This window comes from Bacillus sp. FSL H8-0547, assembly GCA_038002745.1.
Lineage (GTDB): Bacteria > Bacillota > Bacilli > Bacillales > Bacillaceae > Bacillus_P.
Genome location: JBBODD010000001.1, coordinates 792,963 through 811,539 on the forward strand (window position 1 = coordinate 792,963; position 18,577 = coordinate 811,539).

An 18,577-nucleotide genomic window follows, 5' to 3' on the forward strand; every position below is an offset into this window, starting at 1 on the left:
TTAAACCTATCCTCTCTACATCACTTCAATCTGGACCGATGTGCCGCTTCCTGTCGGCTCTGCAGGTGTTACGACCAGCTTTCTCGGAAGTCTTGCACGAAGCTCCTGCACATGGCTGATGACTCCGACTGAAAGGTTATCGGACTGCAGCTTTTCAAGAGCTGTTATGACTGTATCAAGCAAATCTGCATCAAGCGTCCCGAAACCTTCATCCAGGAAAAAGAACTGCAGCGGATATTCCCCCCGAAGCTGGATCTGAGATGAGAGGGAAAGCGCCAATGCCAGAGAGGTCAGGAACGTTTCTCCGCCTGAAAGGCTTGAAACGGGACGCCTTACTCCCCCGTTTGCATCATCACGCATGACAAATCCGCCGGAAGAATCCACCTCAATGGCATAGCGCTGTCTTGTAAGCTGCCCAAGCCGCTCAGAAGCATCCTCGCTCACAAGGTGAAGCTGTTCTTCTGCCAGGAATTCAACAAACGCGTTTCCTTTAAATACAGTCTGCAGCTTTTCAAGTCTTGCTGCAAGCTCTTCAAGCTCAAGACGTTTTTGTTCCAGTTCCATGTATCTTTCGTGCTTATCCTTCAGGATATGAAGAGCTTTTGCGGCAGCTCCGCGGGCTTCTGAAGCAGTATCTGCCAACTGTTTCGTTTCTGCTTTCAGCTCTTTAATGGACTCCCATTCTTCAGAGCTTACTGAGCGGTTTTTCCGTTTCGCTTCCACACGTTTAAAGTCTGCCATGACTTGTTTCTTTTTATCCTGATAGACGTCAAACTCTTCCTTCAGATTTTGTTTGACGGCTTGTGGCATAAAAGCAGCGGCAGCCTCAGAAGCATCTTTGAAAGGTGTCTTCTGTTTGATCTGCTCCCATTTTTCAGCTGCTTCGCGCAGTCTTGCTTCTGCCTGCTCAAACGTTTTTTCTGCTGCCGCGCTGCTGCTTTCTGCTTTTTGCAGAGCCTCCATCGCTTCCTGAAAGGATTTGTAGAGGCTTTGTTCCTTTGCAGAAAGTTCTTTTAGCATCATTTCGTTTTCCTGAAGCTGAAGGGAGAGGTCTTTCTCTCCTGTTTCTTTTTCAATCCGTTTTTGTTTTTCAGCCGCAGTTTGCCTCATGCTTGTCAGATAGGCTGTCAGCTCTGCGCGGCTGATGCTCAGCTGCTGGCATTCTCTCTCAAGCTGCTTGATCTCTTTCTCTTTTTCTTCAATGAAATCAATGCTCTTTGCAACTCTGGTTTTCAGCTCTTCAAATTGTTCATCTTTCTCCCGGATCAGCCGCTGCTCTTCTGCTGCCTGGTCAGCTGTAAGGTCACCAAACGTTTCTGTCCACTTTTCAAGTGCAGCATTGTGTTCCTTTTCTGCCTGTTGCCGTTTTTCTGCTGCTTCCTGATGCTCAGAAACAAGGGTGCCATGCGTAAACTCAAGCTGGCGAAGAGCTTCATTTTGCTTCCTTACGGATGAGTCAAGCTTTGTATACTGCTCTTTCATTTGAAGAAAATCCTGAGTTAATGATTTTGATTCTGTTAACACATCCATTTCATCATTCCTGTCTTTAACATCAGTTAAGACAGAGGATAAAAACGAATAGGATGAGACCATTTCTTTTGAGAGGTCTTCCCACTTTTCTTTTGCATTCTCCAATTGCAGCGTCAGAAGCGCATCTTGGCCTGCCTGCTTTTCAAGCATTTCAAGATTTGATCCATCTGAAGATTCCAACGCCTTGAAGTCAGCCGGCGCAGGGTGATGAACAGATCCGCATACAGGGCACGGCTCATCAGCGGTGAGGCTTTTTGCAAGCATTTCTGCCATGTTTCTCTGAACATTTTTCTTTTCCTGCTGGAGCAGCTGTTGTCTCGTCTCTGCAAGTTTTTTGTGCTGGTTCAGCACTTCGCAGCTTGCATGATAGCCCCATTGCACATTGTCATAGAGAGCTTTTAAGCTGCCTTCAGCTTCTTGAATTTCCCCCTTTGCCTGCTTCAGTATTTCATCAGATTGACCGATCTTCTGCTTCTTATGCTCTGCTTTATTCTTCCATTCAGCAAGGACCGACTCGGCATTTGCAAGGAACATTCTTTGTTCTGACGCAGCCCGTATTCGTTCTCTTTCTTTGCTTGTTACTGTATTTTTCTCCATCTGCTCTTTTAAAAGATTTTGCTTTTGAACAGCTTTTTTCAAAAGCTCATTTGCCCGCGCAGCAGTTTCCTCTTTTTCTGAGAGTTCAGTTGTCAGGCGATTGTGCTGTGCTTCCTTTTCTTCAAGCAGGCGGTTTTCATTTTTCAGTTCTTCTTCCAGAGCAAGCAGCTGCAGGAGCTGTTCTTTTCTTGAAGCAAGCGCGGGCTCATCGGCTGCCTTTTGTTTCCGTATCTGTTCATAGGCCGATGCCGCCGCAGCATAGGAGCGCTTTTGTCTTTGCCATTCCTGTGAAGACTCTTCCTTTATCCTGCTGCTGAGTTCTTTTTCCCGCTCAGCCGTTTGCAGTGCTTCGGCGTATGGTTTTGCCAAATCCGCTTTTTCTGCGCGGTCAAGTTTTGCTGCCAGCTGTTCGATGTCCGCTTTCCGCTTTTCAAGCTCTGCAAGTTCCTTTTCATAGCTTTCCTGTTCAAGCTGAAGTGCCCGGACTTCCTCAAGCTCTTGATGCTGCCTGACTGTTTCTTCATATTCCTTCTGCCTTTTTTCTAAAAGAAGATTTACGCCTTTCAGCTCTTCTTCCGCCAGTTTAACGGCTTCCTCTGAAGCATCTCCAAGACCTGCCTGTTCGGCTGAAATCTCGTTCTGCTCTCCCCTGGCATCCATCAGCCGTTTTCTGACCTTTTTGACAAGCTCTTCCCCGTATTGCTCCAAGTGGAAAAGCCGCTGCAGCATCTGTCTTCTTTCAGCTCCCTTGAGAGATAAAAATTCTGCAAACTTGCCCTGCGGAAGCACGACTGCCCTTGTGAAATCATCAATGGTCAAGCCTAAAAGAGCATGTACTTTTTCATTCACTTCCGCTGCTTTATCCGCAAGGACCGCTGTTTCCTCGCCATGCTCAAGAATTCTGCACAGCGCGGTTTTCACCCGGTGCTCATCTGTCCGCTTAAACATCCTTTCAACCGAATACCGCTTCAGGCTTTCGGCATTTTCCAGTTCAAATGTAAACGAGACATGAACAGTATCCTCGGCATGATTGATGATTCCGTGAGTGTTGTTTGCCGCCCGCTCCACTTTTCCGTACAGAGCGAGTGTCATGGCGTCAAGAATCGAGGATTTCCCGCTTCCGGTCGGTCCGAATATACCGAATACGCCGCCTTCGCAGAGAGAACTGAAATCTACGGTCTGTTTTTCTCTGAAGCTGTGAAGCCCCGAGATGGTAAGTGCGATTGGCTTCATCCTCTGTCCTCCTCATCTTTCGACTCATCATGAACCATATCAAGGAAAAGTTTCATCGTTTCCCCGTCCGGCTGAGCCCCACCGGTCTGTTTTTCATAAAACCTCGTAAAAAGCTCGTGAATGGGCAGGTTCGCCCTGCTTTCACGGATTTCTTCGTTCATGTTCTTTTCAAAAACCGGACGAATATGAACAAAGCCCGGATGTGATTTTCTCAACCTGTGAATTTCCTCAAGGGAAAGAGTATCCTTCAGGTGCACCTCAAGGTCAATCCAGGCAAGCCTGTCCTTCCCTTCATCCAGCCACTGATGAACCTGATGAAGACCTTCCTGGGCTCTCCATTTCACAAGAGGCTTTCCGCTTGAGAGGAGAATCTCGGATACCTGTGCCTGTCCTCCAGGATCTGCCTCCACCATCGTGACGGATTTCGCATAGCCAGATTCAGAAAAACTGTAGGCAAGCGGCGAGCCGGAATATCTGGCTACAGAGCTCGCCCGCTTCAGCGTTTGAGGACGGTGGAGGTGGCCTAGCGCCGTATACTGAGCAAGTTCCGGAAGGCTTGAGGCAGCGACCGTATATGCCCCGCCTACTTCAATCGGCCTTTCTGAGTCGGTCGAGCTCCCGCCTGCGACATAGATGTGGCTCATCGCAAGATTCACTGTGTCTTTTCTGAACTTTCCCGCCATCACGGCAAACAAATCTCTGATCCGCTCGTCATATGAGTTGCGGAGCAGTATTTCATCGTGGGTGTCTGAAAGAACCTCTTTAAGCCTTGCCTCAGAAGGATAGGCAAGAGCAGCCATGGCCATCGTCTGGCCGGCAGACGGCACATCAATTGTCAGTACATCCGCTGTCGGGTAGCCAACCAAGTAGATCCCCTGGGTATCTGCAAGGGGCGAAGCAGCCTGAACCCGTTCCGGATTGTCATGATTCCCTGCAATCACAACGACAGGCCGGTTTCCCTTGTCCGAAAGTCTTGAGATGCTCTCATAAAACAGCTGTTCAGCCGCTGCGGGCGGATTAACTGTGTCAAATACGTCTCCGGCCATGATAATGGCATCCGCTTTTTCATCCGCGGCGATCAGGGAGAGCTCATCTAAAAACTGGGCCTGCTCTTCAAGCCGGCTCCTTCCTTCAAGCGTCCTTCCAAGATGCCAGTCTGCTGTGTGCAGAATTCTCATAAGCTTCTCTCCTTTAAAAAAGCTCAAGCTGCGCCAAGAGGCGCACCCTGAGCTTGTTCTTTTTCTTTACATTTCCAGCACATGCCCTCCGTCAAAGAAATACAGCACCTTTGAAGAGAGCGGTTTTTTCGTTATTTTTTCAATGGCTTTGCCGTAGAGGTCAAGCTGCACGCTGTAGCGGCGTGCAAGGACAGGCTTTGCATCCTCGAAGCCTCCCGGAAATTTCCCGTGAATAGCATCTGTCTTGTAATCAAGCAGCACGACTCCTTCTTCGTCTTCAAACAGACAGTCAATAACCCCCTGGATAAGCACCTGTTCACCGCTTGCTGCCTCGTACAGCTCTTCAGCCGGCAGGGCATAGCTGAAGGGCACTTCCCGTTCGATGCGGTCTGCTTTTTGAAGGCGCATGCCGATATCTGTTTCAAAAAAATGGACAATGGCAGCAATATTGATGCTGTCCGCCTGCGCTCTTGTCAAAATTTCTTTTTCAACAAGCTCGTTTACTTTCAATGCAGTATTTTCTTTCGTCACAGGCTCTCTGACATTCAGCTGCTGCATGACGGCATGCATGGCTGTCCCTTTTTCGGCTGCTGTGAGAGTTTTCTTCTGCATGAATTTAGGGCGGTCAAACATATACGTATCCTTCTGATTTTCGAGAATCCGGATGTCGCTGAATTCATCCCGCGTTTCCTGCTGCCTCTTCACTTCTGAAACGGACTGCTTGGATCTGCACACAGAGGCGAACTGATGAGGATAGACCCATGAGAGCTGCTTTTCAATCTGATCGCGGTATGCTGACTGCTCTGCGATTGGCTCCAGATTTTTCAAGGCTGTGAGCATGTCCTCATCATATTTCTTTTCTTCTGCCCGGATATCGTAAAGGTCCGTTTCTTTCACCATGGAGATTAACCATCTGGAAGGATGTGTAAGCAGATGCTGAGCCCCTTCAGCCTGTTCTCTCAACAGTTCTGCGTCTTTGTGGCGGACAAGCGCCGGCCCGATCCAGTCCAGGTAGGACTTTGCCTGCGCCCGTTCAAAATCAGGCAGCAGCCAATCTTCCTGACCCAGCGCTGTCTGCCAGTCTGAAAGAGATTTTGCTGCATCTTTAACTGTTCCGATTAAAAAGAGCTTTTCCTTTGCACGGGTAAGCGCAACATACAAGACTCTGAGCTCTTCTGAAAGCAGCTCAATCTTCATTTTTTTCTTCATGGCTGAAAGCGCAAGCGTCGGATAGCTGATTCTGAGTGATGGTTTAATCAGCTTCGTGGCAAAGCCAAGCTCTTTATCCAGCAAATACTTTTTGTTCATATCCATCATATTAAACTGTCTTGCGAGCCCGGCAGTAAAGACCACCGGGAACTCTAGCCCTTTGCTGCTGTGGATGGTCATCAGCCTGACAACATCCTCCTGCTCGCCGAGTGCCCTTGCTGCACCGAGATCATCTCCGCGCTCCTGCATCCGTTCAATAAAGCGCAGAAACCGGAACAGTCCCCTGAACGAAGTCGCTTCATACTGTCTTGCCCTGTCATAAAGGGCACGCAGATTGGCCTGGCGCTGCTTTCCGCCCGGCATGCCGCCGACGTAGTTAAAGAACTTTGTATCTCTGTACAGCTGCCAGATCAGCTCTGAAACAGAGCCCATCCGCGCCCGTTCTCTCCACTCCTGGAGCTGATCATAAAATACTTGAAGCTGATCTCTTAAAGCCGCATCAGAGCCCTGAGCTTCAGAAAGAAACACCTTCAGCGCCTCAAAATAAGTGCCCTTTTTTGAATAGGTGCGGATAACAGCAAGTTCGTTCGTGCCAAGGCCCGCAACAGGAGACCTTAAAACAGACGCCAGAGGAACATCCTGATACGGGTTATCGATGACCTTCAGCAGCGACATCATGACAGCTACCTCCGCCGCTTCAAAATAACCGCCTGAGAGATTCGCATAGACAGGAATTCCTTCCTGCTTAAACTCTTCCATGATCTGCGGTGCCCACGGCATGGAACGGAGAAGCACGACAATATCTTTGTATGTGATATTTCGCGTGCCTCCAAGCTTTCGGTCATAGATCTGATATTTTGTCTGAACCATTTCCCGGATTTTTTTGGCCATCACTCTTGCTTCAAGCTGAACGGTTTCCAAATCCTCTGCAGCAAAAACATCTTCTTCAGAAGCATCATCTGATTCTTCTTTTCCTCGGTCCACAAGCAGAAGTTCCGCACTCATCGTTTCAGACTCCGGGTAGGACGCGCCAAGCTTCAGCTCAGCGGCTTCGTCATAGGCGACCTCTCCCACTTTTTCTCCCATCACCTGTTTAAAGAGAAAATTGGTGCCGTCTATCACTTCCGCACGGCTTCTGAAATTTTTTGACAGGTCAATTCTCAGACCGTCCTGTGCGTGATCGTCTTTGCCGAATGTCTTGTATTTGCTTAAAAACAGAAACGGCTCTGCAAGGCGGAAACGGTAAATGGACTGCTTGACATCGCCGACCATAAAGAGGTTTCCCGGCCCGCTTTTTGAAACAAGCTTCAGAATCGTTTCCTGAACAAGGTTTGTGTCCTGGTATTCATCAACAAGCACCTCTTCAAACTGCTGTCTGTAATCAAGGGCAGCTTCGCCCGGCTGCAGACGGCCGTGCTCATCTGGAACACCGAGAATCTGCAGGCAATAGTGCTCAAGGTCCGAGAAATCAACGATGCCTTTTTGTTTTTTCATCTCGTCAAAACGGATTCCGAACTGATGAACAAGCCCAATCAGTGTTTCTATGACAGGCTTCAGTTCCTTAAGGTCGTTCATGTGGCTTTCATAAGAGCGCGCAAACAATTCTTCCTGCAGCTGTTCAATCTGCTTTTTTGCGGAATTGCGGAGCGATGTCGCCTGTTCAAGCAGCTCTTTGCTGTATTCAGCCCCTCTGCATGCCTTGGCGCGGGAGAAAGAAATCAGCTTGATTTTCTCAGCAAGATCGTGCCACGACCCTTTCACCTCAAGCAGCCCCTGAACCTGTCTGATGTCATCTGTCAGATTTTCAGCTCTCGGTGCCGGACCTCCGGGCTTTTCAGTCAGGGCAAGCGCCCGTTTCAGCTTTTCGAGACTGCTCGTAAGCTGCATCGAGATGTCTTCAGCAAGATACGGGAAGAACGGCAGGTTTTCAAGCGGTTCTTCTCCGCCGTACATATCCAGCAGCCCATAAAGCCACCCTTCAGGATTCGGATGAGAGCGGGAAAAATCATACAGCGTCCGGATCAGTGTCTGAAGATCCGTATCGCTTCTGTCTGTTGTATACATATCAACAAGGTCAAAAAACCGCTCGTTATCGGGGATGCTGTACTGCTCTTCAAACAGATCATCAAGCACTTCATCGATCAGCAGCTGGCCTTCCGTCTGATCGGCAATCCGGAACCCGGGATCAAGGTCGATCAAATAATAATACTTTCTTACAACGTTTAAGCAGAACGAATGCAAGGTGGAAATGGCAGCCCTGTTCAGCAGTGAAAGCTGGCGTCTTAAATGCAGGGATGATGGATTTTCCTTCAGCGCCCTGTCAAGCGCTTCGCCGATCCGGTTTCTCATTTCAGCTGCAGACGCATTCGTAAACGTAGCAACAAGAAGGCCGTCAACGTCCACGGGATTTTCTTTTGAAATGATTTTCCGGATGATCCGTTCGACAAGCACCGCTGTTTTTCCTGAGCCGGCAGCTGCAGCAACCAGTATGTCCTGTCCGCTTGAGACAATGGCTTTCCACTGGTCATCTGTCCACTGGCTGTCTGCTGGTTTTTGCAGCATCATGATTCCTCCCTTCCCGCTTCGTTCTGAAGCCGTTTTAAAATCACATCATTCTTGTCATCTTTCAGAACACGGTACTGATTTTCAGAAAGCGACTGGTCAAACTGGCAGACCGATTTGAATGAACAGAAGGTACACGGTACTTTATCCTTCAGCTTGTAAGGAGAAATGTCCGTTTTCCCGTTCGTAATGTCCGTTCCGATCGATTGAAAAACGGATCTGACATGGCCTCTGAGCAGATCAAATTCGGCTTCGCTTGCAATGGCGGAATCTGACCTGAATCCGCCGTCTTTCTTAAGGCCTGCCGAGACGATTTTTGAGAGGCCGGATTCAAGTGTCTGATCCATCAGCCTTACAGCTTCCTCATCTCCAAGAAGCAGGCCTTTCATTTTAAACTTTTTGAAAATCTCTTCATCGATTTTATCCTGCGGCAGCATGGCTGAAGACTGGATCATCGGATCATGCACATGGAAATAGAGAACACCGGCAGGAGTCGCTTCGACACCAAGCCATGATTTTGAATGAGTAATGATGACGTCAAGATACGTCAGCATCTGCAGAGCGAGTCCGTAGTACACTTCCGATAAATTCAGCGTCTTATCACTTGATTTAAAATCAACAATCCTGAGAAGAACGCCTTTTGAACTTTCTGCTTTATCAACCCTGTCAATCCGGCCGACAAGCTCCATTGTGCATCCATTTTCAAGCTTAAAGCGGATTGGCGGCAGCGGGCCGCCTTTTCCGAATCCAAGCTCAAGGCCTGCGGGGGCAAAGCCGCTTGCCCTGGCATGCTCGCTCAAGATGGAGGATGCCCTCGTAATGATGGTGACGAGCTTTCTCTTTAAATAATGATGCCTGTTTGAGCTCAGCAGAATTTCGCGCTGAAGCCGCGGCGCCAGTGTTTCGACAGCATCATGGGAAAGACGGGAGCACTGATCTAAAGACAGGTCCTTCCAGCCGATTTTCAGCTGCTGCATCCGGTCTGAAATCAGTTTAAGCGCAGAGTGGAACAGCTGTCCGATATCAGGAGCCTCAAGACGGAACTGCTGCCTGTCCTTTAATTTCAGGCCGTGGGAAGCATAGTGGGAAAACGCACAGGCTTTGAACATTTCCATCCGGGACACACTTCCCTGAATGTGCTCTCCGTAAAGCTCTCTGCTGATTCCTTTTTCAAGTGTTTCTGCTTCATTCCGGTAAAACAGGCTTCCTGTCACTTTTGACAGCGCAGACCGCTCCTCTTTTTCTGCAAAATGTGTATAGGCATCCCACCAGATCGGGCTGATCGGATAGCTTCTTTTCCAGTTTTGAAGCTGAGATGTTAAGTAAGAAAGAGTGACCTCCTCATTTACGATAAAGGAAAGCTGTTCCTCTTCTGGAAGCTCTTCCGGCTCATTGATAAAAATCTCAGTTTTGATATCAGGAAATAAATCTCTTAATCGTTTCACGATGATGGAAGGCAGCATCGCCTTTCCTTCCTCATCTGCGAGAGGATACGAGATATACAGCTCGCGGGATGCACTTGAGAGGGCCATGTACAAAACAAAGGTTTCATCAAGCAGCTGCTCCCTTGCAGTCGGGGCAAGTTCAATGCCCTGATGATGAAGGGAGATGCGGTCTTCCTCCGTCAGCACGCCTTCTTCCATCGGTCTTGCAGGCAGTACACCGTCATTTGCTCCTGCAACAAACGCAACGCTCACATTCAGCAGCCTTGAACGTTCCAGGCTTGCAATCACTACCTGGTCCATCGCAGGCGGTACAAGAGCAAACTTCATGGCTTCAAGCCCGGTGTCAATCATATCCGCGAACAGACTGCGTGATACACGGTGTTCATTCATCATCTCGGCAAATTCATCAAGCATTCCGATGACCGCGCTCCACACCTGAGCATGCTCTCTCGCCTCAACGAGTCTCCCCGCTTCCTCTGCTTCCGCTCTCATCTGTTCGAGTTTATATGGAATATGGAGTTCTTCGAGGAATAGATAAAGAGCCTCTGCCATACCGGATGCATCTTTCGCACGCTTCATCCGTTCACCGAGCGTCTGGATCGGCGGTACAACGATGTCTTTCAGCTCATTAATCATCTCTTCCGTTTCATTTTCTTCATCTGTTCTGACGTATTCATCATCAAGAGAATAATAGCGGCGGTAGACAAACCGTTCACCGTTCGTCCATTTGCTGCCCTGAACGCCGTAGGAAAGAACATAGTTTTCAAACTGGTCCATTTTTTCTCTCATGCTGCGCTTATCCGTTTCAGCAGGGAACAGGAGCTCGGTTTTAACCGCCCTGAAAACAGCCTCATAACGCCAGCCCCCATTCAGCACTTCAAGAGCCGAGCGAATCAATTCTATGACCGGATGATTCAGCATCGATCTCTTTTGATCGATGAAAAAAGGAATCTCGTAATCTTTGAATACCTGTTCGATGACATCCTGATAGTCTCCGATATTCCGGATCAAAACAGCAAGGTCCTTATACCGGTAGCCATCATCCATGACAAATCCTCTTATTTTTCTGGCAATGCCCTCAATTTCCGCCCTTCGTGAGGAAGCTTGTGCAAGCACGGCATTTGTCTCTCCCTCATAAGGCTTCACCGGTCGTGACTCAAGGAAGCGCTCCAGATGGGCAAGGGACGGCCGCTCTGCAAAACGGGGCATTTCGTTCAGCACCGTCACATCCTCGATTTCGGCACCGTTATCCGCGGCAAGAACAGAAAGCCTGTGATAGGTCATGCCTGTCATCCTGAAAAGATGCAGTTCATGAGGCAGATGTTCATGAAACGGCTTGTCTGCTGTCAGCGCAATCGTTACACTCTTTGCATGTTTCATTAACGCGCCGATCACCATGTATTCCTGAGGCGTAAAGCTGTGAAAACCATCGAGGTAAATATCCGCCTTCTGAATATAGGATGAATCCTGAATTTTTTCAGCCAGAAGACGCAGATAATCCTCTGAATCGACGTATGTGCCGCTCAGTTCCTTTTCCATCTGCTTATACAGCAGAACAACGTCATGAAGTTTGTCAGCGAGCGCCTGCTCCTGTCTCGTGGCGTTGACTGACATCCCGTTTATCTTCTCTTCCATCTCCTGCGGCGTGAGGCAATAGCGTTTAAGCTCCGTAATCATCGCTTCCATATGATCAATAAAACCGCTTTTGCCGCTTGCTTTTGCAAAGAGCCTGAAGTCCTGCTTGTGCTGCTCAATCAGCTTTCTCAGCATCATCTGAATGCCTGTCCCGGTTATATGATAGCGGCTGATCCCGCCTGTTTCCTGAAGAATTCTCCACGCAAGACGGCTGAAGCTGAACGTCTGCGCCCTCATCATGCCGCCAAGCCCTGGCGTTTTGGCAAGCTCATATTCTATGCCGAATGTCATCTGATCGGGCACAAGATAGACAACCGGATCCCCTTCAGGCTTCCTGAAAAGCTCTGAACGGATTTCATTCAGCATGCGGTGTGTTTTTCCGCTTCCCGATCTTCCCAAAATAAACTTGACACCCACCGTCAGAACCCCTTTCTATGTAAAAAAAGGCATACGATCATACGCCTTTCTGTTCCGTTTCACTCTCTTTTTTCTATCTCTCTATTTTACTTGAAAACAATAGGGAATGCCATTCTCCCGGGACTTCCAAGTTTTGCAGAAGCCCCGTGACCGCTGTGCCGGCACATGCATAGGCTGTTTTTAAAGGAGGCAGTCTGATGAAAAAAATCCATCTGCTCTCGGCCTTTTTTCTCGTGACGGCCGTTATGGTCGCAAGCAGCATCTATGTCCTTATTCCCCTGTATGCATCTATATCGGAGGATACGGGCCTTTCCTTCAATGAAGCCGTTCTCGGCAGCACCTTTTTTACATTCTTTTATGCGGCCGGCCTTTTCACGTTCGGTCCGCTCACAGAAAAAGCCGGAAAGAAAAACGTCCTGATCGGAGGCTTTGCCATCGCGATTGCAGCAACCGCCATGCTCGCGTTTTCCTCATCCGCCACATTTATTCCGCTCAGATCCCTGCAGGGTTTTTGCCTCGGCTGCTTTGCGCCCGTTGCCTATGCCTATTGCTTTGAATCGTTCAGGGAAAAAGAGGCAACCATGCTCATCTCCCTGATTAATATGGGATTTTTAATGTCCGGCATGATCGGGCAGCTGATCAGCTCAGTCATAGCCATTTCGTATGACTGGAGAACGGTCTTTCTCTTTTTCGCCGTCGCCTATGCCCTGCTTACAGGATGTCTGGCATGGCTGATAGACGGCAGGAAAAAAAACACCGAGCCAAAGAGCCTGATCTCCTCGTTCCGGTCCATTTTCCGTAATGGGAAGCTTGTTCTGTGCTATATTTTGACGTTTGCCATGCTGATGTCATTTGTCTCCTATTATGAGGGGTTTCACCGTGCCTATTCGGGGATTGTCTCTGAAGAAGTCCTGTTCTGGTGCAAAGCAGCAGGACTTGCCGGGGCGCTGTTTTCCTTGTTCAGCGTAAAGTGGATCGGAAGGTTCGGGAAAACAGCTGCTGTCAGGTACGCCATGCTGTTGATCATTCTGGCTTTTCTGCTGAACTATGCAAGCGGAAGCCTCTTCATGTCCGCCGCTTTATCTGTCCTGTTCACTGCCTCTCTTTCCATTTGTATACCGGCGGTTATTTCCATGATCGGAGAGGCTGCGGGAAGAGACAGGGCAACAGCCGTCTCACTGTATTCCTGTATTTTGCTCACAGGTGCAAGCATAGGGCCTTTGCTTGCGGGAGTTCTGTCTTTTCAAAGCATGCTGCTTGGGTTCTCGGTGTTTTACGGGATTGCTGCTGCGGTTACTTTATTTGAATCAGGGAATCAAAAAAGTGCACGATGATCATGATCGTGCACTTTTACTGAGGTATTCCCTATTCTTTTGAAGCCTTGCCAATCACATAATCTGTGCTGATCAGGCCAAACTGTCTGCTGTCCCTGCTGGCAAGACGGTTGTCACCCATAACGAAAAGACAGCCTTCGGGAATTGTTTTTTTTCCCGTAATCTCCTCAAGCGTGAAATTGCCAGTCAGTTTTCCTATGCTCATGTCTTTTTTCACCGGATTCAGATAAGGTTCTTTCACTGCTTTTCCGTTAATGTAAAGCTTATCGTTCTTATATTCCAGCTCATCTCCAGGCAGACCGATAATTCTCTTGATGTAGGCCTCTTTTTCCCCTGGAGGCTGAAAGACAACAATATCAAATCGTTTCAGGTCAAAAAGCCGGTGGTTTACTTTATTAATAGACAGAAGGTGGCCCGCTGTCAGAGTAGGCTGCATCGAAACCCCTTCCACCCTGTAGTCGACAAACAGAAGATTTTTTATAGTAAGTATGAGCAAAAAGGTGATGACGGCAGACATAAACCAGTATCTTTTTCCCATCTTTACTCCCCCGTAAAAAAATTAGTGGCTTCGTTTCCTCTCAAGCATTCTGACATTCAGCCTCTTTTCCACCTGCTTGCCAATCAGCCAGAGCAGAAAAATAACAACCGCAGCGATGAGCGTTCTTTCAGGCTGCGTGATGATGGCACGCAGGTCATATCCAATAAAGCTGACCAGGAAAATCATCACGAGCTTTCCGGACATCACAGCAAGACAGAACTGCCAGATGCTGACCTTCGACAGGCCGGCCACCACATTGACGGCAGCAGACGGTGTAAATGGAAAGCACAGCAGGATAAACAAAGGTCCGAAACCATGTCTCTCAATCCAGCCCATCATTTTCTGCACCGATTGATGACGGCTTATAAATCTGAAAAACCGCTCCTGCCCGTACTTTCTTACAAGAAAAAACAGGATGAGCGCCCCGAGACAGCTTCCAATCCAGGAATACAAGAAGCCGAACCATAACCCGTATGAATTGGCATTCGCCACAATAAACACAACCAGAGGCAAAAACGGAAGAAATGCCTCGAGCAAAGGAAGCCCAATGCCAAGCAGCGGTCCAAACGATCTGTAATCCTTAAAGAATTCCATCATTCTTTCAATTGTAAAATAATCCATTATTGCCTGAAGTTCCATCCTGCAAGCTCCTTCTATCTTTCTCTATGCTCATATTCTACACGTTTGTGCAAAGACTTTAAACATGGAGCATTTTTTCAGGAACTGCCTGCATAAAAGCAGCTTGCATTTCGTATACTGATAAAGTAAAATAAAACCGAACATACGTTCCTTTTATCATGTTAAAGCGAGGTTTTTGCGATGACAAGAATTCCCTCAGACCTGCGAGATGCCATTGAGATGTCCATCTACCTCCCCATGACCATCTCCATCTTCAGCAGGGATCTGTTAATCATTGAAAAAAGTCCATTCAAGCTGCAGCAGCCCTATTTGAACCTCGTGGAGGAATCACTGAAGCTTGCACAGAAAGACCTTGCTGCAGTGCGCCGCGAGCTGAAAAAAAACAGCATCAAAGTAAGTGAAGTGAAAAGGGATGAAGCTTTTACGATGTATTCCTTTATCTTCAGAGGCTACGAAGAGCAGCACAACTATTTTAATCCAAGAATACGCAATAAGGTATGCGAGCTGATGGAAGAATATTTGTTTAAAGCGGTAAAAGCCTGATTAGTGTTTGTTGAGTTCACGGATAATCTGTTCGTAAATGAAATTTGTCTGCTTTTCCTTTGGAAACATCAGCATATTCATTTTGCGGTGCTCCTCTTCAATTCTTGCCGTAATAATGGTTCGCAGCTGAGCTGTTCTGTAAAGCTGATTTTCAAATGACGAAGAGGAAATCGGTATGGTTTCAATCAGTCCGTTCGTAAACATCACTTCTGTATTGTCAAAATCCGAAGCCGTATAATGCTGGATATGGGCGTGCGATATCCAGGCGCACTGACTCCTGGTTGAGGCCAGTGTAGGAAAAAAGAACATATAGTTTCCGGGGTCAATGACAATCGGCGGCTTGTGTGTAATTCCCATAAGGTCCCGTGTCCCCGCCTTTCTTCCTTCATAGCTGCTGCCGAAGTACATGCAGCTCTTGCTTACAATCTCCTGGGGGCTGAGCTTAACTGCAATCTCTTTCTCCGTCTCAATCACCCTCGAATAAAGCTTTCCCATATGCGGATCAGGAAGAATGGCCATCGTGAACCGGTTTGCTATGTAGTCCTTCATAAACATATTTTCCATCGCTATCACCTCAATTTTAATAGGAGTAAAGAACTACTTTCAATCTAGCACAATCCCTCTCTGTATTTCTACATTTTTACAATATTTTTACATTATTGCGGTTTGATCCCCAACGACAAGAATCCCTCTTTGACGCTTTTTATGAAAAAGGAAAAACGTGCAAAATTTGGTGAAATAAGTTTTCTAAAAATTTTAAATATTTAGTTGATTTATAGGCCCATTATCCATATAATTAAAAAAAGGCATCAGGGGTGATCTTTCTTGAAAAACAGGAAAACGTATACCGAGATCATGAAGTCCCGTAACACGCTCAAGATGGAAAAGAAACAGGAAACCGTACTTGATATTTACATTCAAATGGTGTTGGATGAAGCTGTGTTGACCCGGAAACTGTCCCTCCTTCAGGAAAAGATCGATGAGTCCTTAGACCGAAATGACAAACCGCTGTTTTTTAAACTGGCAAAAGAATATGCAGAATTGAGACTGCTTATTTAAAAGAGGCTACGATCATAACTAGCTCCGAATAATGAAAAAGGTGAATTTGAGCAAGCTCAAATTCACCTTTTTCTGTTTTTTGAAGAAAGTTATCTGCTTCCTTAGTGGTCGGATGTAAGATCCGGACAGGGCCCTGTTTACTTATAAAAAACATTTAAAAGATTGAACCAAAAAAGATCCGGGTATCACTTATCTAAAGGATGACACGAGCCGTCTTTTCTCAGTGCCTGTTTGTCATTCACATTTTGTTTGGAGGGATTAGTATGGCGATGCTTAAAGTTGGCAATGAAAACGATGCTCCAATTGACATTTACTATGAAGATCAAGGAACCGGAAAACCGGTTGTACTCATTCACGGATGGCCGCTGAGCGGACGATCATGGGAAAGCCAGGTGCCCGCTCTCATTGATGCCGGCTACAGGGTGATTACATACGACCGCAGAGGGTTTGGAAAATCCTCTCAGCCCTACAACGGCTATGAATATGATACATTCGCAGCGGACCTGAACAGTTTGCTTGAGCATTTAGATCTCCGTGAAGCCACACTTGTCGGATTCTCAATGGGCGGCGGAGAAGTAGCGCGCTACATCAGCACATATGGAACAGAACGTGTGAACAAAGCGGTGTTCGCTGCAGCGGTTCCTCCATATTTGTACAAGGCTTCGGATAACCCTGATGGTGGTCTGGATGATGGGGCAATTGAAGAGTTCCAGAACGGTGTAAAAGGCGACCGAATCGCGTTCCTTGATACGTTTACGCAAAATTTCTTTGCAGCCGGTGACAAGACAGACCTTGTCAGCGAGCCATTCCGTCTCTACAACAGGGATATTGCAGCAATGGCGTCTCCAAAAGGCACCCTTGAATGTATCGCAGCGTTCGCTAAAACCGATTTCCGGGGCGACTTGGAGAAAATAACTGTTCCAACACTCATCATTCATGGGGATTCAGACGGGACTGTCCCGTTCGAAGTGAGCGGCAAGCGTACCCATGAAATGATTCCAGGTAGTGAGCTTGTTGTGATTGAAGGCGCTCCTCACGGATTCAACGCTACGCATGCCGAGGAATTTAACCGGGGTCTAATCAGCTTCCTTAATTCTTAATGATGGAATAGCTATAATGGGCAAAAAAACCAGTTTAATTTTAGAACTGGTTTTTTTCTTTGTTTAACCTGTAAAAAGGGTAAGTGCAGCCTAACCGCAAACACCCTTTCGGCACTGCTAATTAGAGATAGGGCAATTAATGGATAATCCTAAAGAGGCCTGCATCAATCATAGTAATCCGGTTCTTCGATTTTCACGGCAGTAGGACGCTTCCATGCAGGTCACGCTTTTAGAGCCTGACCTTTTTTAGTATGCTAAAACAAAAACGGAGGGCGATTCTATGGGAACAAAACGATTGCAGATCCAGGAAATACCCGGCTGGGGAACGTATCTGCGAGGCCAGTGGGAGGCCCGGTTTACCGGCCATCTCTCTGCTGAGGAAAAAGAAGAAATTTATTTAGACTCCTTTTTATGGCATGTGTGCAGCTATCAAAAGATAGTCTGTCTGGAGAAGCAGGAAGCGATCCAGGCGTTTCAGGATCAGAAAAAGGAGAAGTGCACCTTCTTCTATCAGTTTGTAAATGATGCCTGCCTCATCAATCATGCTGCTTCCTTAACAATGGAAGACCTGCCTTATGATCGGCTCCATATGGATTTTGGGGATTTGTATGTAATGGACTGGGAACAGAAGTGGACATTTGTGATGACGCATGAGTCAAGCTGCGGACCTTATTTCATCCGTTTGTAAAGGATTTCAAATTCAGTGCGATTTCTCTTCCCATCTTGTTCAAGGCCGCTTTTGTCCCGTATTTTCCATGACTCTGGCCATTTTTATCCTGTCCCCCTCCTAACCCAAGAAATTGCTCGGACGGTTTGAAATGGAGGCCTAGCAGCGGAATTCCAAGCCTATGATGAAAGCCAAGCTGATAGGCGGCGCCCGGGTAAGATTCAATCGCTTTCGGCGGATCAAATCCAATCCCAGGTTCGACTCTTTCAAACAGTGCGCAGTGCTCTCTGCCTAGAAGAATGACCATGCCCGGTCTTAAGAACTCGAGCTTTGACCGCAAAAACTCCCGTGAAAAATCAGAACCGAGCAAACTAAGTTTCTCTTTAATCCTCCCCATATGCGTACGCGTCGCAAAAGGAAAAAAGTCCGAATGAACTACGTTTTGAAAATGGGGAGAGCCGTAAAAAGAACCGCCCATTCCATTTAAGAAACCTTCCAGTTTCGCTCCACCAGGTTTGCCAAACCATGTGCGGTACGTCTTCCCCTCCTTAAAATAGGTTTGATAGAATTCAACGGCTGATTCCAACTGAGCGTCGTCCTTTGCAAACTCTGCTAATGATTGTCCGTTTTCCAGGATATGAAATCTTGCTTGTTCTCCAAGAAGCAGCTGATTGTTCCGATTGAGGAATTCTTTAGGAGACGGATTGGTGGCCATTGTGACCCAGCTGCCCGGAATCGCCTCTCCCAGCCACGCAACCGGTGTGGCTCTTTCGATAAATTCAGGAGCAATCGTTTCCCCGAGCAGCTCTTCCTGATGCAGGGAAGCTTTGGCTATTAATGATTTAGCTTTGCTTAATCCTTCTTTGCCAAGAGAGAATGAGCTCATAGCGG

At 47.4% G+C, this 18,577-nt stretch carries 13 protein-coding genes; 5 read left to right on the forward strand and 8 right to left on the reverse strand.

Annotated elements, in window-relative coordinates; translation table 11 throughout:
- Nucleotides 1-15: 15 nt before the first annotated feature.
- From MHB63_03945 to addB, 4 genes are all read right to left on the reverse strand, one after another.
- Nucleotides 16-3,360 carry an SbcC/MukB-like Walker B domain-containing protein gene (locus MHB63_03945; protein ID MEK3805742.1) on the reverse strand — a complete coding sequence of 1,115 codons (3,345 nt, stop codon included), beginning with the start codon at nucleotides 3,358-3,360 and terminating at the stop codon, nucleotides 16-18.
- Nucleotides 3,357-4,538, reverse strand: a complete 1,182-nt coding sequence (locus MHB63_03950) for an exonuclease SbcCD subunit D (protein MEK3805743.1) — start codon at nucleotides 4,536-4,538, stop codon at nucleotides 3,357-3,359. Before MHB63_03950 ends, MHB63_03945 begins: the two co-directional genes overlap by 4 nt.
- Nucleotides 4,539-4,604: 66 nt before the next feature.
- Nucleotides 4,605-8,312 (reverse strand): helicase-exonuclease AddAB subunit AddA, encoded by a 3,708-nt coding sequence (gene addA / locus MHB63_03955; GenBank protein MEK3805744.1) that lies wholly within the window; start codon nucleotides 8,310-8,312, stop codon nucleotides 4,605-4,607.
- Nucleotides 8,309-11,806, reverse strand: a complete 3,498-nt coding sequence (addB, locus tag MHB63_03960) for a helicase-exonuclease AddAB subunit AddB (protein MEK3805745.1) — start codon at nucleotides 11,804-11,806, stop codon at nucleotides 8,309-8,311. The genes addA and addB overlap by 4 nt, the downstream gene beginning before the upstream one ends.
- A 197-nt stretch (nucleotides 11,807-12,003) precedes the next feature.
- Between addB and MHB63_03965 the strand changes: the two genes are divergently transcribed.
- Entirely contained in the window at nucleotides 12,004-13,140 is a 1,137-nt protein-coding gene (locus tag MHB63_03965) for an MFS transporter (GenBank protein MEK3805746.1), read from the forward strand.
- Nucleotides 13,141-13,171: 31 nt separating this feature from the next.
- Here MHB63_03965 and lepB read toward each other — a convergent pair whose 3' ends face one another.
- Together lepB and MHB63_03975 are read right to left on the reverse strand one after the other, a co-directional pair.
- Nucleotides 13,172-13,678, reverse strand: a complete 507-nt coding sequence (gene lepB / locus MHB63_03970) for a signal peptidase I (GenBank protein MEK3805747.1) — start codon at nucleotides 13,676-13,678, stop codon at nucleotides 13,172-13,174.
- Between the two features lie 21 nt (nucleotides 13,679-13,699).
- Nucleotides 13,700-14,317 (reverse strand): TVP38/TMEM64 family protein, encoded by a 618-nt coding sequence (locus MHB63_03975; GenBank protein ID MEK3805748.1) that lies wholly within the window; start codon nucleotides 14,315-14,317, stop codon nucleotides 13,700-13,702.
- Nucleotides 14,318-14,497: 180 nt separating this feature from the next.
- Between MHB63_03975 and MHB63_03980 the strand changes: the two genes are divergently transcribed.
- Entirely contained in the window at nucleotides 14,498-14,860 is a 363-nt protein-coding gene (locus tag MHB63_03980) for a hypothetical protein (protein ID MEK3805749.1), read from the forward strand.
- Here the strand turns inward: MHB63_03980 and MHB63_03985 are convergent, their stop codons facing one another.
- Nucleotides 14,861-15,424: a competence protein ComK gene (locus MHB63_03985; GenBank protein MEK3805750.1), complete on the reverse strand. Its 564-nt coding sequence runs from the start codon at nucleotides 15,422-15,424 to the stop codon at nucleotides 14,861-14,863.
- A gap of 261 nt (nucleotides 15,425-15,685) precedes the next feature.
- On the opposite strand from MHB63_03985, the gene MHB63_03990 reads away from it, so the two are divergent.
- The 3 genes from MHB63_03990 to MHB63_04000 all read left to right on the forward strand — a co-directional run bounded on the left by MHB63_03990 (nucleotide 15,686) and on the right by MHB63_04000 (nucleotide 17,707).
- The gene (locus tag MHB63_03990) at nucleotides 15,686-15,919 is read left to right on the forward strand and encodes an IDEAL domain-containing protein (protein MEK3805751.1); all 234 of its coding nucleotides are present in this window, start codon (nucleotides 15,686-15,688) and stop codon (nucleotides 15,917-15,919) included.
- 263 nt (nucleotides 15,920-16,182) lie between these two features.
- Nucleotides 16,183-17,019: an alpha/beta hydrolase gene (locus MHB63_03995; GenBank protein MEK3805752.1), complete on the forward strand. Its 837-nt coding sequence runs from the start codon at nucleotides 16,183-16,185 to the stop codon at nucleotides 17,017-17,019.
- A 280-nt stretch (nucleotides 17,020-17,299) separates the two neighbouring features.
- The gene (locus MHB63_04000; protein MEK3805753.1) at nucleotides 17,300-17,707 is read left to right on the forward strand and encodes a DUF4275 family protein; all 408 of its coding nucleotides are present in this window, start codon (nucleotides 17,300-17,302) and stop codon (nucleotides 17,705-17,707) included.
- Here MHB63_04000 and MHB63_04005 read toward each other — a convergent pair.
- The gene (locus tag MHB63_04005) at nucleotides 17,694-18,572 is read right to left on the reverse strand and encodes a hypothetical protein (GenBank protein ID MEK3805754.1); all 879 of its coding nucleotides are present in this window, start codon (nucleotides 18,570-18,572) and stop codon (nucleotides 17,694-17,696) included. The genes MHB63_04000 and MHB63_04005 overlap by 14 nt on opposite strands.
- Between the last annotated feature and the right edge of the window lie 5 nt (nucleotides 18,573-18,577).

What these genes read in the sequence shown, in the direction of transcription:
- MHB63_03945 (MEK3805742.1), bottom strand. Translation starts at nt 3,360, where the DNA reads ATGAAGCCAATCGCACTTACCATCTCGGGGCTTCACAGCTTCAGAGAA.
- MHB63_03950 (MEK3805743.1), bottom strand. Translation starts at nt 4,538, where the DNA reads ATGAGAATTCTGCACACAGCAGACTGGCATCTTGGAAGGACGCTTGAA.
- addA (MEK3805744.1), bottom strand. Translation starts at nt 8,312, where the DNA reads ATGATGCTGCAAAAACCAGCAGACAGCCAGTGGACAGATGACCAGTGG.
- MHB63_03965 (MEK3805746.1), top strand. Translation starts at nt 12,004, where the DNA reads ATGAAAAAAATCCATCTGCTCTCGGCCTTTTTTCTCGTGACGGCCGTT.
- lepB (MEK3805747.1), bottom strand. Translation starts at nt 13,678, where the DNA reads ATGGGAAAAAGATACTGGTTTATGTCTGCCGTCATCACCTTTTTGCTC.
- MHB63_03975 (MEK3805748.1), bottom strand. Translation starts at nt 14,317, where the DNA reads ATGGAACTTCAGGCAATAATGGATTATTTTACAATTGAAAGAATGATG.
- MHB63_03980 (MEK3805749.1), top strand. Translation starts at nt 14,498, where the DNA reads ATGACAAGAATTCCCTCAGACCTGCGAGATGCCATTGAGATGTCCATC.
- MHB63_03985 (MEK3805750.1), bottom strand. Translation starts at nt 15,424, where the DNA reads ATGGAAAATATGTTTATGAAGGACTACATAGCAAACCGGTTCACGATG.
- MHB63_03995 (MEK3805752.1), top strand. Translation starts at nt 16,183, where the DNA reads ATGGCGATGCTTAAAGTTGGCAATGAAAACGATGCTCCAATTGACATT.
- MHB63_04000 (MEK3805753.1), top strand. Translation starts at nt 17,300, where the DNA reads ATGGGAACAAAACGATTGCAGATCCAGGAAATACCCGGCTGGGGAACG.
- MHB63_04005 (MEK3805754.1), bottom strand. Translation starts at nt 18,572, where the DNA reads ATGAGCTCATTCTCTCTTGGCAAAGAAGGATTAAGCAAAGCTAAATCA.